The 15,632-nt window shown below is 75.5% G+C and carries 15 protein-coding genes; 4 read left to right on the top strand and 11 right to left on the bottom strand.

From position 1 onward, the window contains the following. Window positions 1-81 precede the first annotated feature (81 nt). Window positions 82-819 (top strand): maleylpyruvate isomerase family mycothiol-dependent enzyme, encoded by a 738-nt coding sequence (locus OKX07_RS11930; protein WP_265628289.1) that lies wholly within the window; start codon window positions 82-84, stop codon window positions 817-819. A gap of 12 nt (window positions 820-831) precedes the next feature. Here OKX07_RS11930 and OKX07_RS11935 read toward each other — a convergent pair whose 3' ends face one another. The 6 genes from OKX07_RS11935 to OKX07_RS11960 form a co-directional block, all read right to left on the bottom strand. After that, window positions 832-1,671 (bottom strand): transglutaminase family protein, encoded by an 840-nt coding sequence (locus OKX07_RS11935; protein ID WP_265628290.1) that lies wholly within the window; start codon window positions 1,669-1,671, stop codon window positions 832-834. Window positions 1,672-1,687: 16 nt separating this feature from the next. After that, window positions 1,688-2,617, bottom strand: a complete 930-nt coding sequence (locus OKX07_RS11940; RefSeq protein ID WP_265628291.1) for an alpha-E domain-containing protein — start codon at window positions 2,615-2,617, stop codon at window positions 1,688-1,690. Beyond that, entirely contained in the window at window positions 2,611-4,191 is a 1,581-nt protein-coding gene (locus tag OKX07_RS11945; RefSeq protein ID WP_265628292.1) for a circularly permuted type 2 ATP-grasp protein, read from the bottom strand. Before OKX07_RS11945 ends, OKX07_RS11940 begins: the two co-directional genes overlap by 7 nt. Before the next feature lie 106 nt (window positions 4,192-4,297). Continuing rightward, window positions 4,298-4,903, bottom strand: a complete 606-nt coding sequence (locus OKX07_RS11950) for a hypothetical protein (protein WP_265628293.1) — start codon at window positions 4,901-4,903, stop codon at window positions 4,298-4,300. Beyond that, the gene (locus OKX07_RS11955; RefSeq protein WP_265628294.1) at window positions 4,900-7,176 is read right to left on the bottom strand and encodes an ice-binding family protein; all 2,277 of its coding nucleotides are present in this window, start codon (window positions 7,174-7,176) and stop codon (window positions 4,900-4,902) included. The genes OKX07_RS11950 and OKX07_RS11955 overlap by 4 nt, the downstream gene beginning before the upstream one ends. A 120-nt stretch (window positions 7,177-7,296) precedes the next feature. Next, a complete protein-coding gene (locus OKX07_RS11960) occupies window positions 7,297-7,725 on the bottom strand; it encodes a hypothetical protein (protein ID WP_265628295.1) in 429 nt (142 codons plus the stop codon). Window positions 7,726-8,151: 426 nt separating this feature from the next. Between OKX07_RS11960 and OKX07_RS11965 the strand changes: the two genes are divergently transcribed. Then, on the top strand, window positions 8,152-8,673 hold the full coding sequence (locus OKX07_RS11965; protein ID WP_265628296.1) for a type II toxin-antitoxin system PemK/MazF family toxin: 522 nt from the start codon (window positions 8,152-8,154) through the stop codon (window positions 8,671-8,673). 144 nt (window positions 8,674-8,817) lie between these two features. Continuing rightward, window positions 8,818-9,078, top strand: coding sequence for a 30S ribosomal protein S20 (rpsT, locus tag OKX07_RS11970; RefSeq protein WP_265628297.1), 261 nt, complete (start codon window positions 8,818-8,820; stop codon window positions 9,076-9,078). A gap of 143 nt (window positions 9,079-9,221) precedes the next feature. Here rpsT and OKX07_RS11975 read toward each other — a convergent pair whose 3' ends face one another. Both OKX07_RS11975 and OKX07_RS11980 read right to left on the bottom strand, forming a co-directional pair. Further along, a complete protein-coding gene (locus tag OKX07_RS11975; protein ID WP_265628298.1) occupies window positions 9,222-10,550 on the bottom strand; it encodes a helix-turn-helix domain-containing protein in 1,329 nt (442 codons plus the stop codon). A 190-nt stretch (window positions 10,551-10,740) separates the two neighbouring features. Beyond that, window positions 10,741-10,869 (bottom strand): hypothetical protein, encoded by a 129-nt coding sequence (locus OKX07_RS11980; RefSeq protein ID WP_263598882.1) that lies wholly within the window; start codon window positions 10,867-10,869, stop codon window positions 10,741-10,743. A gap of 194 nt (window positions 10,870-11,063) precedes the next feature. On the opposite strand from OKX07_RS11980, the gene OKX07_RS11985 reads away from it, so the two are divergent. Continuing rightward, window positions 11,064-11,789, top strand: coding sequence for an EAL domain-containing protein (locus OKX07_RS11985; RefSeq protein ID WP_265628299.1), 726 nt, complete (start codon window positions 11,064-11,066; stop codon window positions 11,787-11,789). A 263-nt stretch (window positions 11,790-12,052) separates the two neighbouring features. Here OKX07_RS11985 and holA read toward each other — a convergent pair whose 3' ends face one another. The 3 genes from holA to OKX07_RS12000 form a co-directional block, all read right to left on the bottom strand. After that, window positions 12,053-13,018, bottom strand: a complete 966-nt coding sequence (gene holA, locus OKX07_RS11990; protein ID WP_265631914.1) for a DNA polymerase III subunit delta — start codon at window positions 13,016-13,018, stop codon at window positions 12,053-12,055. Between the two features lie 175 nt (window positions 13,019-13,193). Then, window positions 13,194-14,732 (bottom strand): ComEC/Rec2 family competence protein, encoded by a 1,539-nt coding sequence (locus tag OKX07_RS11995; protein WP_265628300.1) that lies wholly within the window; start codon window positions 14,730-14,732, stop codon window positions 13,194-13,196. Further along, entirely contained in the window at window positions 14,729-15,604 is an 876-nt protein-coding gene (locus OKX07_RS12000; RefSeq protein WP_265628301.1) for a ComEA family DNA-binding protein, read from the bottom strand. The genes OKX07_RS11995 and OKX07_RS12000 overlap by 4 nt, the downstream gene beginning before the upstream one ends. Between the last annotated feature and the right edge of the window lie 28 nt (window positions 15,605-15,632).

A 15,632-nucleotide genomic window follows, 5' to 3' on the forward strand; every position in this document is an offset into this window, starting at 1 on the left:
ACCCGCGATCGGCGGGATCGCGTCCCCCGACGGCGGGCGTGGCCCTGTCGGGTGTCGGGAGGCGGACCCCACCATGGTCCCATGACGCGCGACCTGGGCGACGCACCCACCGTCACCGACCTCACCCTCCCGGACCTCGCGACGCTGGGCGCGCTGCAGGGCCGCTTCCTCGCGTCGGTCCGCGAGGTCGACGCGACCGTCCCGGTGCCCTGGTGCGGCCGGTGGCGGGTCCGCGAGCTCGTGGTGCACCTCGCCCGCATCCACCACTGGGCGGCCGGCCAGGCCCGCCGGTGCCAGGAGACGCCGCTGGGCCGCGGCCCCTTCGTCCTCGACGAGCTCTACGCGACCCAGGCCGCCGAGCTGCGCGCGACCCTCGAGGCCCTGGACCCCGACGCGCCGGCGTGGACGCTCGACGGCAGCGGGGTCGTGCGGTTCTGGCACCGCCGCCAGGTGCACGAGACCCTCGTCCACCTGTGGGACCTGCGGACCGCCGGCGGGCTGCCGCTCGACGTCCCGGCCGAGCTGTGGGCGGACACGGTCGACGAGGTCGTGACCATGTTCCAGCCGCGACAGGTCCGCCTGGGACGCACGACGGTGCTGCCGGGGCGCATCGCCCTCGTCGCGCGGGACGTCGGACGCGCCTGGTCGACGGACGCCGACGAGGACGCACCGCCCTCCCCCGTCGTCCAGGTGGCCGGGCCGGCCGCCGCGCTCGCGCTCCTGCTGTGGGGCAGGACGACGCCGGACGACCCCGCGCTGACCGTCACGGGCGACCGGGCGGCGCTCGAGGCCGCGCTCGCCGGCCGGATCACGCCGTGACGGCGCCGACGCTCACGCCTCCCGTGTGATCCGCACCTGCACCGAGAGGTCCTGCGTCTGGCGGCCCGCGTAGATCCCGCGCAGCGGCGGCACGTCGTCGTAGCAGCGGCCGCGGCCCAGGACGACGTGGTGCTCGCCCGCGCGCACCCGGTTGGTCGGGTCGTACCCGCACCACTCGCCGGTCCACCACTCGACCCACGCGTGGGACTCGCCCGTGACCGTCGCCCCGATCTCGCCGGACGAGTCGGGGTGCAGGTACCCCGAGACGTAGCGCGCCGGGATGCCGACCGACCGCAGCGCGCCGAGCACGAGGTGCGCCATGTCCTGGCAGACACCGATGCGCTTGGTCCACGCCTCGGTGGCAGGCGTGTGGACGGTCGTGACGCCCGGGATGTACTCCATCTCGTCGCGCAGAGCACCGCAGATCGCCTCGGCGGCGGCCGCCGGCTCGAGCCCCTCGGCGACGCGCCGGGCGATCTCGACGACCTCCTGGGGCACCTCGGTGGCGTCGGTGTCGGCGAGCTGCTCGGCCAGCCGGTCGCGCACCTCGGGACCGTGCAGCACGTCCCAGCCGACCGTCGAGGAGGGCCCGGGGCGCTCGACGACCTCGACGACGTGCTCGGCGGTCAGCACGAGCGACTGGTGCGGCGCCAGGACCTCGAACGCCGTGACCTGCGTGCCCCAGTAGTCCCGGTAGTCGTGCATCCAGGTCTGGGGGTGGATGTCCAGGCGCGACTCGAGCACCGCCTGACCGGGCTGCGAGAGCGGGGTCATGCGGGCCTCGTTGTACGACGCGACCACCGGGTCCGTGTACCGGAACGTGGACGTGTGGACGATCCGCAGCCGGCTCACAGCGCTTCCCCCCTGCTCACAGTGCTTCCCCCACCCACGTCAGCTCGGCCCCGGACGGGAAGTACCGTCCGCGGATGGCGTCGGACGCCGCCGAGCACGCCCGCTGCACGCGCTCCATCTCGCGCGGCAGCTCGTCGACGATCTCGAGCAGCGGCCGGTACTCCAGGTTGGTCCGGACGCGACCGATGTGGCGGCGCGCCTCGCCGATGGTCGCCCGGTCGGCGACCGGCTCGAGCGCCGCCAGGGAGGCCTCGGCCTCGTTCAGCGCGTACACGATCGAGCGCGGGAACAGCCGGTCGAGCAGCAGGAAGCCGGCGGCACGCTCGTCCGAGGCGTTGCCGCGGTAGGTGCGCAGGAACGCCTCGTGGGCACCGCACGAGCGCAGCAGCGTCACCCAGCTCGGACCCGCGGACCCGGCGAGCGCGCGTGTCGTCAGCAGCCGCGCCGTCATGTCGGCGCGCTCGATCGACCGCCCCAGGACCATGAAGTGCCATGTCTCGTCGCGCGACGTCGTGGACTCCATGATCCCGGTGACGATCGCGGCACGCTCCCGCACCCACGTGAAGTAGTCGTGCGGGCGGGCCGGGCGCATCTGCGACGGCAGCTGGTTCCAGCTGGTGTTGAGGCACTCCCACAGCTCGGTCGACACGATCTCCCGGGCACGGCGCGCGTTCTCCCGCGCGGAGACGATCGCACCGGCGATCGACGACGGCGAGAACCGGTCGTACCCGAGGACGTCGAGCACGTGCTCCCGGCCGACGTCGAGGTCGGCCGGCGGGTCGGGGCGGTCCATGACGGACAGGAGCGACCGGCAGGCCAGGTCCTCCTCGGCCCACGGGTCCTCCAGCAGGATCTGGATGTGCACGTCGAGCAGGCGCGCCGTGTCGTCGGCGCGCTCCACGTACCGACCGATCCAGAACAGCGACTCCGCGATCCGGCTCAGCACGTCGCACCCTCCGTGGTCCGCTGCTGCTGCTGCTGCATCACCTGGACGCGCTGGTCGGAGGGGTTCGAGTCGATCGGGACCGACGCGTCCTTGGGCACCGGCTGCGGCAGCGACTGGCGCTGCGTCTGCGCGCGCCGCGGCACGCGCCCACCCAGGACCCACGTGTCCTTGGACCCGCCACCCTGCGAGGAGTTGACGACGAGCTGGCCCTCGGGCAGCGCGACGCGCGTCAGCCCGCCCGGCAGGACGTAGACGGACTCGCCGTCGTTGACGGCGAACGGGCGCAGGTCGACGTGCCGGGGCCGCAGGCCGTCCTCGACGAGCGTCGGCACGGTCGACAGCTGCACGACGGGCTGCGCGATCCACCCGCGCGGGTCGTCCCGCAGCCGGGCGCGCAGCACGTCGAGCTCGGCGCGCGTCGCGCGCGGCCCGACGACCAGACCCTTGCCGCCCGACCCGTCGACGGGCTTGACGACGAGCTCGTGCAACCGGTCGAGCACCTCCTCGAGCGCACCCGGGTCCTCGAGCCGCCACGTGTCGACGTTCGGCAGGATCGGGTCCTCGCCGAGGTGGTAGCGGATGAGGTCGGGCAGGTAGGTGTAGAGCAGCTTGTCGTCGGCCACGCCGTTGCCGATGGCGTTGGCGATCGTCACGTTGCCGAGGCGGGCGCTGGTCATCAGCCCCGGGCAGCCGAGCAACGAGTCCGAGCGGAACGTCACCGGGTCGATGAACTCGTCGTCGACGCGCCGGTAGATGACGTCGACCCGCCGGCGTCCCTGCGTCGTGCGCATCCACACGCGCCCGCCCGAGACGTACAGGTCGCGCCCCTCGACCAGCTCGACGCCCATCGTGCGGGCGAGCAGCGTGTGCTCGAAGTACGCGGAGTTGAACACCCCGGGCGTCAGGACGACGACGGTCGGGTCGTCGACGCCGTGCGGGGCCGCGGCGATGAGCGCCGCGAGCAGGCGGCGCGAGTAGTCGACGACGGGCCGGATGCGCAGCGCGGCGAACAGCTCGGGGAACGTCTGGGCCATCGCGCGCCGGTTCGACAGCACGTAGCTCACGCCCGACGGGACGCGCACGTTGTCCTCGAGCACCCGCCAGCCGCCCAGGGAGTCCCGCACGAGGTCGATGCCGGAGACGTGCACGCGCACGCCGTTGGGCGGCTCGATGCCCCGGGCGGCACGGTGGAAGTGCGTGGAGGAGACGACCACGGAGCGCGGCACCACGCCGTCGGCGACCGCCTTCTGGGGTCCGTAGACGTCGGCGAGGAACGCCTCGAGCGCCCGCACGCGCTGCGCGACGCCGGGGGCGACGTGCTCCCACTCGTCCCCGGCCATGACCCGCGGGACGACGTCGAGCGGGAACGGCCGCTCCTCGCCCGCGAAGTCGAACGTCACGCCTTGCTTGAGGTACGACCGCGCCAGGGTGTCGGCGCGGGCGCGCAGCTCCCCGTCCGAGAGCTGTCCCAGCGCCGAGTGCACGTGCCGGTACGCGGAGCGCACCTCGCCCTCGGGGCCGATCATCTCGTCCCACGCGGTCCCCGCCGGGTAGTCGTCGAAGAGGTCCGCCATGGCGCGAATCTAGTAGGCCCATGTCAACGACGCGTTACGTGACACGTGGGCGCAACCGGCGACCGGCGTCGCCGCACGCGTGCCGCGACCACCACGGCCCACGAGGTCACCCGGCGGTGGTCCCGGGGACCACGGTGTAGCGGAGGTGGACGGTGGCGCCCTGGCAGGCGTCCTGGTCGGTCGCCGTGGTGCGGAAGCCGATGGCCGCGCCGGTGAAGGAGGCGGAGTCCCCGGGTGCCAGGGTCCGCCCGACGGGCATGCGGGGGTCCAGCAGGAGGTAGTCGCTCGCACCGCAGCTCCCGACGCGGTGCCCCGCGAGGGCGACGGAGGCGATGGTGACGTCGACCGCCGCCACGACGGTGCCCTCTCCTCCTGTGTTCGTCAGCAGACCCTCGATCGCGACCGGCTCGACCCCGGGCGCGAGGCCGTCCAGCACCGAGACCTGCCGGACGGTGAGCGAGCCGTCGGTGGCGAGGCAGTCCCACGTCGCGGCCCGGGCCGACGGCGCGGGAGCGACGACCGCCACGGTCACGCCCACGACCAGCAGGGCGAGGGCCGCGAGGCCGCCACCGGCCCGCGCGACGCCGCCACCGCGGCGCGACCGGCGGGCCACGCGCAGCACGATCCCCACGCTCACGAGCGCGAGCGCGAGCACCACCAGGAGGCCGAGGTCGCCCTCGACGCCGGTCCGCGGCAGCGGCTGGCAGGTCACTCCGGCACCCCTGCGACGCCGGTGACGCCGTTGTCCGCCAGCGTGACGGTGCCCCGCGACAGCGCCTGACCCTCCAGGGTGCTGCGGGCTCCGAGGGTGACGGCACCGTGCGCGAGGATCACGCCGGCGAACGACGAGTCCGCTCCGGTGCCCACGGCACCCGCCGCGACCCAGAACACGTTCGACGCCTGGGCGCCGTTCCTCAGCTCGACGACGCTCCCCGCGGCGGTGTCCAGCGCGGCATCGGTCCGGAAGACGAAGACCGCGTCCGGGTCGCCCTCGGCGTCGAGGACGACGGTGCCGGTCAGTGCGAGCGCCGCGGCGGTGTGGTGCACGCCGACGTGGAAGGTGCGACCCCCGAGGTTCCCGGAGACCTGGGTGTGAGCGGGCCGCGACGCGGCGTCGCCGAGGGCCGCGAGCAGGTCGGCCTGGGCGGTCGCGGCAGCCGCGTCGCCGGCGTGGACGGTCCCGTGCACGACGCCCGGCGGGAAGCCCGTGACCGATGCGCTGGGACTGACCCCCAGGTCACCGCTGAGGTCGGTGGCGCCGGTGCTGACGACGCCCGTGGCCGCGAGCACCGAGAACGTCACCGCGGACCCGAGCGCGATCGGCGCGGGGTTGACCTCGACGGTGAGCTGCTGGGTGTCGCTCCCGCCGTCCCCCGAGGCGACGCGCACCTTGGCCACGACCGCGTACGTCCCCGCCGGCAGGTCGGCCGCCGCGGTCACGCTCCAGGTACCGCCGGTGACGGTCGTCGTGCGCGGGGCGCCGACGCCGGTGACCGTCACGACGCTGCCGTCCGGTGCGTCGCTGGTGCCGCTGACCACGGGCATCGTGTCCTTGGTCGCCCGGGCGTCGCCACCGGTGATGCTGATGGTCGGGGGTGGTGCGGTCGTGAAGCGGATCGTGGCGCCGGCGAGCGTCACCGCGTCGTAGGACAGCGCCCGTCCGATCAGCACGGTCCCCGCACCGAGGGTGATCGCGCCCTGGGCGATCACCGTGCCGGAGAACGCGGACGACCCTCCGGTGCCCATGGCACCCGCCACGACCCAGAAGACGTTCGACGCCTGCGCGTCGCCGGTGAGCACCACGGCACTGGCGGCAGCCGTGTCCAGCGCGGCCCCGACCTGGATGACGAACACGGCGTCCGCGTCGCCCAGGGCGTCGAGGATCAGCGTGCCCGTCAGCGCGAGCGCGGCGCCGCTCCGGTAGACCCCGGGCAGGAGCGTCACACCGTTGAGGTCGCCGCTGAGGTCGTCGTCGGGCGCCAGGGCCGCGAGCTGGTCGTAGGCGGCGATCATGTCGGTGCGGGCGTCGGCCGCCTCGTCGTCACCGGCGTGGACGTCCCCGGCGACGATCCCCGGCGGGAACCCGCTGACGGCGATCCCCGGGCTGACGCCGAGGTCGCCGCTGACGGCCGTCGCGCCGGTGCTGACGACCGCGGTGCCGGCCAGGACGGAGAAGCCCGCGGCCGCCCCCAGCGGCCCGGGCACCGCGACGTCGAACGGGTCGCTGGTCCCCGAGGCCAGGCCGACCGCGGAGGCGACGAGCGTGTAGCCGGTGCCCACCTGGTCGACGGTGAGCCCGTCGAACGTCGCGGTGCCGTCGGACGCGGTGGCGACCGTCAGCGTGCCGCCCAGGACGGCACCGGGGGGGCCGTCCGCGATCGCGACCGTGACCGCGATCCCCGCCGTCGCGACGGGTGTGCCGTCGGCGGTCGCGAGGCGGACGGTGACCGCCGGTGCGACGTCAGCGCCGGGCGCGGTGCCGGTGGGCTGGACGCCGAAGACCAGCCGGGTGGCACCGGACACCGTGACGGTGCCGCTCGCGGTGCCGGGCGCGGTCCAGGAGCGGTAGACGGCCGTCACCACGTAGGTGTGGTCCCCGGGTGGGACGCCCACGTCGCTGCACACGGTGCCGACGACCAGCGACGTCGGGGTGCTGCCGCACGCGGGGCTCGTGGTCACGCCGTCGGAGCGGGTGACCAGGTAGCCCTCGGGCGTCGGAGCCCCCGCGCTCGGCGTCCACTCGAGGGGCACGTCCGTGAAGACGTCCGCGGGGACCGTCACCCCCGTGGGCGGAGACAGGGTCCCGGTCGTCGCCGACGCGGAGGCCGAGCCGGTCGAGCTCCAGTAGCCCGACGCGGACGTCGCGGTCACGACGAAGGCCAGCAGCACGGCGACGACCCGGGACCCGGACCGACCGGCGCGCGCCGCGAGGCGCCGGCGCCCGGGCAGGGCGCCGGCGCGGGGCCGGGCGGGTGCTGCGGTCATGGTCGTCCACCGCGTTCGTCGGCGTGCGTGGCGGTCCCGGCTCGGGAGCCGGGGGAGGTGGGACGAGGGACGGGGTGCGCCGCGTGTCCGCGACGCACCCACGCCCCCCGGCTCAGGCGGTCAGGACGCGACGACGTGCAGCGGCACGACCGCGCCCTGGCAGGCGTCCTGGTCGACCCCGGTGTCGGTCAGCGTCACGAGGACCTCACCGTTCACCACCCCGCCGTCACCCGGGACGGAGCCGATCAGCCCCTGGTCGACCGTCACGACGTAGTCCCCGACGAGGCAACCGGCGGGCGGCACCCACGCGACTCCCAGTGCGTCGGCCGCCGTGGCCTCGACCAACGACAGCTCCTGCGGTCCGTCGGCGTTGTTGGTGACGGTGAAGGGAACCGTCATGCCCGCACCACCGGGGACGATCTCGCCCGTGGCCGAGGCCGAGTCGACCACGACGACGAAGTCCGTGCTCTCCCCCGTCGTCGCCGTACCGTCGCCGGTACCGGTCGCGGTCCAGTAGGCAAATGCGGCACCGGCGCCCACAACGGTCACCAATGCAGCAGTCACGACAATTCTGCGGCTCTTTCCACGTGCGCGGCGAACGGCCATCACGGACCCCTTGGTGTGCTTGCTCGACAATGCGGACTCGACGCTGAGCGCCGCGAAGACGGCCCCTCTCACAAGGCTCGTCGTCCTGAAAAACGTAACACGCCAAATGCGGTCCGCTCCCGCGCGGAAGTTTGGGAAACATTTCCCATGGGAATAGTCGTCCCCCGTTCGCGCGACCCGCGTCTGCACATCTTGGTCCTGACCTGGTGATCGACGACAAAGGACGCTCGAATCGACTCGCCGATCTCACCCGAACGCGCTCGTGGCATTTCGGGCGAATCCCCGGGGCGGTCCCCACGGGGCTCACCGAGGGGCCGCGTGCCCCCCGCGGCCAGGCGTTCGGCGGGGCGCGGACTAGGCTCGACCCTCGTGACCGACGGACGCTGGGGCACGGCCCTCCGGAACGTGGCCCGCCGACTCCTGGCACCGAGGACGCCGCCCGGTGCGGCACGGGCAGCCCGAGGCTCGCGGGCCCCGGCGACGGGTGGACCGTCGCGCGCGGACGACGCCGTCCGCCCCGCGTACGCGCCCACCGCCGACGGCCGGCCCGACCCGGGCGAGGTCGTCTGGACGTGGGTGCCGTACGAGGACGACCCGACGCAGGGCAAGGACCGACCCGTGCTGGTGCTCGCGGTCGAGCGCGGCACCGTGGTCGCCCTGATGCTCACGAGCAAGGACCACGACCGCGACGCGTCCGACGAGGCGCGGCACGGGCGCGCGTGGCTCGACGTCGGCGCCGGCGGCTGGGACCCGCAGGGTCGACCGAGCGAGGTGCGGCTCGACCGCGTCCTGCGGCTGCCCGCGGCGGACGTCCGCCGCGAAGGGGCTGCGCTGGACCGGCGCCGGTACGACGCCGTGGTGCGTGCCGCCGCCCAGCTCAACCGCTGGTAGGATGTCGAACCGCGTGCCCGCCCGGGTCGGCGGGCGCGAGCGCAGGCCTTTCCCGCGGGTGTCCCCACGCCCCAGTCCTGGCGCTGCGCATGCCCTCAACGACCTGTCAGATCGCTTCGGCGACCTAGCCAAGAGAGTTCACACGTGGCGAACATCAAGTCCCAGATCAAGCGTATCGGCACCAACGAGAAGGCCCGTCAGCGGAACAAGGCCGTCAAGTCGGAGCTGAAGACGTACGTGCGGCGCGTCCGCGAGGCCGTCGCCGGTGGCGACAAGGACGCGGCGAGCAACGCTCTCGCGCTCGCTGCCCGCAAGCTCGACAAGGCGGTCTCGAAGGGCGTCATCCACGCCAACCAGGCCGCCAACCGCAAGTCGGCGCTGTCGAAGGCCGTCAACGGCCTCTAGCCGTCAAGGCCTCTAGCCGTCAACGACTAGGGGCCGCGGCGCGCAGCTTCCACCTGCGCGCAGGGACGCGAGTCCCGCACCAACGACGGAAGGGCGGCACCCCTGAGGGGTGCCGCCCTTCCGTCGTGCCGGTGTCCGGGGCGTCAGCCCCCGAGCGACCACGTCTCGCGCGGGGCGCCCGTCGGCACGGACGGCTGGAACCCGGCCTCGCGCAGCGCCCGGTCGAACGCCCGTGCCGCTGCGTCGACGTCACCACGACGCAGGTACCGGTCCCCGAGGTCGCGCCACACGCCGGCGGAGTGCCGCGTCGCCGCCATCATCCCGAGCATGTCCGCACCCCACTGGAACGCGGCCGTCGCACCCGGGTGGTCCCCGCGCGCGTCCAGCACGTCACCCAGGGCGATGTGCGCGGTGGCCGCCTCGAGCCGCGGCGAGTCCCCCAGGCCGGCCAGCGCCGCACGGGCGTCGGCCTCGGCCGCCGCCTCGTCGCCCAGCATGAGGTGCGCCCGTGACCGCTCGACCTGGAGGCGAGCGACGTCGAGCGCCGAGCCGACCGCGTTCAGACCCGGCTCGGCGGTGTCGATCTGCTGCAGCGCAGCCCGCGGGTCCGCCGGGTCGGACCGCAGCAGCAGCCACGCGTAGTTGACGCGCAGGCGGGGCAGGTCGCGGTCCGGCTCCCCCTCGGACAGCAGCGCCAGGGCGCGTTCGGTGTAGCGCTGCGCGAGCTCGTAGTCGCGCCGCTGCTCGGCCACGAGGGCGGCGTTCCAGTAGACGCTCCCCCGCCCGCGCGGCGTCCCGAGGGACTCGGCGAGCCGGACGAGCTCGGCCGCCCGGTGCGTCGCGTACAGCAGGTCGCCCCGCTCGACGTACGCCCACAGGACGGTCGAGGCCAGGCGCAGGTGCTCGTCGGTGCCGACGAGGTCGGCGCTGTCGAGCTCGGCCAGCGTCCGCTCGCCGACCTCGACGGCGCGGTGCAGGTCGCCCGCCTCCAGGTAGCAGCCGACGAGCGCCGTGGTGAGCACGGCCGCACGCAGGTGGTCCGGACGCGCCTGCGTCTCGGTGAGCAGCGGCTCGAGCAGGGTGATGGCCGTCTCGAGCTCGCCCAGGAGCTCGTGGGCGCGGGCGAGCGTCGTGAGGGCCTCGACCCGCAGGACGGGCGTCACCACCGTGAGGTCGAGCGCGTCGATGCGCTGCACGGCCCCGGCTGCATCGCCGCTGGCCAGGTCGAGCCGTGCGTAGTCGAGCTCGAGACGCGTGCGCGCCTCGTTCGGCCCGTCCTCGCCGTGCTTGAGGAACTCGAGGGTCGTGCCCAGCCTTTCGGCCAGCACGCCGAGCGCCGCGTCCGTGGGTTCGCGGTGCCCCGCCTCGATGAGGGAGATGTAGCTGGGCGAGAAGGCGTTGCCCGCGAGGGCCGTCTGAGACAGCCCCGCGGCCAACCGCGCCTCGCGCACGCGGTCACCGATTGTCGTCATGAGAAGTCATTGTACGTATGACGTCCGTGAACGCCATCCCCTGTCGCGCACGGCGCGCCGGGAGATCTCGCACGCCGGTGCGCGGGGCCTGCGCGCACCGGTGCGCGCAGGGCACCGCGCACCGGTGCGGCGGGGACGGGTACGGCGTGCGACGCGGGGTCCGCGGCACCGCACCCCTCGGGTGGACCGATCAGACGAAGTCCTTGCAGCAACCGCTCGCCCCGCCGTTGAGCGAGACGGAGGCGGTCACTGCGGGGGCACCGACGACGAGCGAGCCGACGATGGCGAGAGCGGCGATTGCGCTGGTGAGGGGCTTCATGTCGTTCTCCTGTGTGAGGGCTCCATGCTGCCTGGGGACTCGGACGTCGACGGCCCGCCAGGTCAGGACACGTCGCCGACAGGGTGACACATCACCCCCTTCCGTGCGAGCAGACCGCCACCCGAACGGCTCATTCCAGATTCCACCCCCGTCTCAGATGATCACATGTCCGGACTTGTGGTGTCATAGGGGCCATGACATCGGACGATTCGACTCGATCGCTCGCGCAGCTCGGCGCGGCGGTCGACGCGGCCATCCCACGCGCCCTGCGGCGCGAGTGGGAGCGGCACATCGCCCTCGAACCGGTGCTGGTCGCGCGCCAGGGCATCTACTCGGCCCACGGCCGTCCGTTCGCCTACCAGATCTCCTACCGGGCCCCGGGCCACCACCCGGAGCTCGCCCGCAGCTGGGGCCGGGCCGACCACGAGCGCGCGACCGACCACGTGCTGCGAGCCACGTTCGGACGTGCCGACCTCGAGCACGTCGCCCAGGGCCGCCTCCTGTTCGTGCGGTGCCCGCGGGCGCACCTCCTGGGTGACCTGCCCCTCCCGGCCCGCCCGGACCGCCTCGTCATCGAGGTCAGCACGGCGACCGAGATCGACGCCGCTGCGCTCGCCGGGATCCGCCGTCTGCGCGAGCAGGGCTTCCGGATCGCGCTGCCCGCCTTCATCGACCTACCGGCGCAACGCCGTCTGCTGCCCCACGCGGACTTCGTCAAGGTCGACGTCCGCGACCTCGACGTCGAGGGGCACCCGGTCGTGCGCGTCGCGCGGTCGTTCGGCGCGATGCTCGTCGCCGAGTACGTCGAGTCGCCCGACGTGCTGCGGCACGCCCGCGACCTCGGCTTCACGCTGTTCCAGGGCAACCTGATCGAGCGCGCCGGCGTGCTCGACCGCGCCGGCGCCCGCCTCGTCAGCTGAGCGCACCGAGGGCCGCGACGCCCGCCCCGGTCACGACGTCACCGGACCGGCTGCGTCCGGACGGGTGATCCTGCCGGCGCCGAGGTCATGATCCCGGCGGCCGCCGGTCCCCCACCGTGTGACCACGAACGGGCCTGAGGGCCGGTTGAGCACGGGACGCCCCGGCCGGACGACACGTCCTGGTGCTCGTCGACGTCACCCGCGCAGCGCGCGATCGCTCCCCCGTGCGGGCGACGTCACGACCGACGCGCCCGCGGTCCTGCTCAGCGGTCGACGGCCGACGCCACGCGCAGGACGGCACGCTCGACCGCGAACCGTGGGTCACGCCCCTCGCCCTTGACCTCCGCGTCGGCCTGCGCGACGGCGGTGATCGCGACCGCCAGGCCTTCCGGAGTCCACCGGCGCAGGTCCTGCGCCGCGCGGTCCACCTGCCACGGCGCCATGCCGAGCTCGCGTGCCGCGGCGGCGCCGCGGCCACGCACGGCACCCACCTTCGCCAGGGTGCGCAGGCGTGCGGCGAGCGCCGCCACGATCGGGACCGGGTCGAGCCCGGTCACGAGCGCGTGCCGCAGCAGAGCGACCGCCCGCCCGGCGTCGCCCGCCACGGCGGCGTCGGCGACCTGGAAGCCGGTGGCCTCGACACGGCCGCCGTGGTAACGCCGCACCGCGTCCTCGCCGATCAGCCCGGTGGTGTCGGCGACGAGCTGACCGCACGCGGCGGCGAGCTCCCGCAGGTCGGACCCCACGGCGTCGACGAGCGCCCGGACACCGCGCGCGTCGGCACGGCGACCGGCGCGCCGGAGCTCCTCGGAGACGAAGCCGGCCTTGTCGGAGTCGGACTTCACCTGCTCGCACCCGACGGTGGGTACCTGGGCGCGCTTCGCGGCGTCGAGCAGCCGCTTGCCCCGCTGGCCGCCCGCGTGCCGGAGCACGACGACGACGTCCGGGACGGGCGAGGCCAGGTAGGCCTCGGCGTCGAGCAGCAGCGCGTCGCCGGCCCGCTCGACACCCTCGACCAGCAGGACCTTGCCGTCGGCGAACAGCGACGGGCTCGTCAGGACGGTCAGCTCGCCCGTCGCGTACGTGGCCGCGTCCACACGCGTCACCTCCACGTCCGGGTCGCGCTCCCGCGCGAGGGCGACGATGCGCTCGCACGCCCGCTCGGCCAGCAGCTCCTCGGGTCCGCTGACCAGCACCACCGGCGCCGGCTCGGCGTGCGTCCACGGCACGCCCCCCGACGTCCCGCCGGTGCGGCCGCGTGCTGCTCCGCCGGTGCTGCGGGACGGACGGGCAGGGGTGCGGGAGGCCACGGCCCCAGCCTGCCAGACGGCGCCGACACGCCCTGCCCGCGACCGGCCCTCGGCGTCCCCTGAGCCTCGGCCCCGTCCAGACCTTCCCCCGGCCTCACCCCGGGCGTGGACGACGCAGCACGAGCACGGCCGCCGCCACGACGGCGACCGCCGCCGTCACGGCACCCCCGGCACCCGGCCACCACGCCAGGGACGCCCCCGGCAGCCCCGCCGCGCAGCGCGCCACCGCGGCGATCCACCAGCAGGCCGCGCCCGCGCCGGCCGCGACCACGCCCGCCGCCGCCGGCCAGGGCCCCGCGAGCAGCGCCGCCAGCAGGCCCAGCACGGTCGCGGGTGCCACCGCGGGCGCCACGACGAGGTTCGCCGCGACGGCCCACGGCCCGAGGGTCGGCCACAGGGCGAGCGTCACCGGCAGGCACCCCACCTGAGCCGCGACGGGCGCCGCGAGCAGCGCGGCCGCGTCGCGCCCGCACCGCGGGGACCACCGCTCGACGAGCGGACGGCCGAGGACGACCAGGCCCGCCGTGGCCGCGACCGAGAGCGCGAAGCCGACGTCCACCCCGAGCCAGGGGTCGGCGACGAGCAGGGCGACGACGGCCGCCGCCAGCGCCGCCGGACCCGCCGCGCGGCGGCCCGCGACCAGGCCGAGCAGGCCGACCCCACCCATGACGGCTGCCCGCACGACGCTCGGCGACGGGCCGACCACGAGCAGCAGACCCGTGCCGGCGAGCGCGACCGCGGCCACCCGCACCGGCAGCGGCGCACCCACGGCACCGGCGGCGGCGAGCACCAGGGCGCCGAGGATCGCGAAGTGGGCGCCGGACACCGCCATCACGTGGGCGAGCCCGGCGGCGCGCATCGCCGTGACGAGGTCCGCCGGCACGGCGCCGGTGTCGCCGACGGTCACGGCGGGCAGCAGCCCGCGCACGTCCGCCGGCATGCCCGCGGCGACCGTCCGGGCGGCGGCACGGACCCGGCCCGCCCCGGCATGCGCCGGGTGCGGCGCGCCGGTGACGGCCGGGTCGTCCCCCGCCCGCAGCACGACGGCGGCCCGTTCGCCGCGCGTCGTGGCGGTCAGGGTGCCGCGCAGCTGCACGGTCGAGCCCAGCGGCGGCGCCGCAGGGGCGACGACCTCGACCGGTGCCGCCACCCGGTGCCAGCGACCGTCGAACCGGAGCGCGGAGGCCGTCACCGTGAACCGCAGACGTGGGTCGGCGCCGCCTGCCGGACGCGAGCCGGTCGACACCCACCCGACGACCTCGACCGCCCGGCCCTGCGCGGCCGCGGCCGTGAGCGGCGCGGGAGCGCGCTGCTCCTGCGCGACCGCACCGCTGACGAGCACGGCGGCCGCGGTCGCGACGCCCAGCACGACGGCCGGCGCCGCGCGACGCAGCCGCCCGGGGCCGGTCGCACGTCCGGGGGTCGGTGCACCCGCACCCCGCACGACGTGCCGGACCGCCGCCGCCAGCACGACAGCCGCCGCACCGGCCAGCAGCGCACCGGGCAGCAGGACCGCACGCGCCACGGCCTGGGGGGCGTGCACCACGACCACCGCCGCGCACCACGCCGCGACGGCGGGCGGGACGAGCCTCAGGTCGAGCGCCACCGCGGCGACCGACGGCCCGACGCTCACACGCGCACCCGCGGGCGGAGCTCCGCGAGCAGCGCGGGTCCGATGCCGGAGACGTCGTCGAGCTCGTCGACGGTCGTGAAGGGGCTGCCTGCGCGGTGCTCGACGATCCGCGCGGCGAGCACCGGACCGACGCCCGGCAGCGCCTCGAGGGTCACGGCGTCGGCGGTGTTGAGGTCCACCAGGGCGTCCTGCGGGGGGCCGACCACGGCGGCGGGCGCCGCGCCGACCTGCGGCAGGACCAGCTGCTCACCGTCGGTGAGCACGCGCGCGAGGTTGACCCCGGCGAGGTCGGCCTCGGGCGTGCTGCCGCCGGCGGCGGCGACCGCCTCGGCGACCCGGGAGCCGAGCGGGAGCCGCACCACACCGGGGTCCGCGACCGCCCCGACGACGTGGACCACGAGCTCGTCCGCCGGGTCCGCCGCGTCGCCCGTCACGCGTCCGGCGACCGCCGGCGTCGGGAGCGCCACCGGCTCACCCTGGGGCGCGGCGGCGGACCGCAGCGCGACCCCGCCCGCGACGAGCGCGAGCAGCAGCACCGCCGTCCCGGCGGCCCGCCAACCCGGCACCCACCGCACCCGGGGGGTCGGGGCGACCGGGACCGTCGCCGCTGCGGCGGTCAGCGCCGTCGTCACGCTGGGGTCCCACGGCGCCGCGAGCGCGTCAGGCGCCGGCTCGCGCGGTGCGGGGCCGCGCGGGGTCCAGCCGGGGGGTGGAGCAGGCGACGGCGCGGTCGGGTCCGGCGTGGGCACGGTCGGGTCCGGCGCGAGCACGGCCGGCGCGGGCACCGGGTCGTCGCCGGCGCGATGTGCGGCGAGCGCGACGAGCCGGCGCGCGACGTCGGGCGCGGTGCGGGAGCGGTCGAGTGGCGGCATCGACCGCACGCTAGGACGACGGCACGCC

It is taken from the genome of Cellulomonas sp. S1-8 (genome assembly GCF_026184235.1).
Taxonomy (GTDB): Bacteria; Actinomycetota; Actinomycetes; order Actinomycetales; family Cellulomonadaceae; genus Cellulomonas.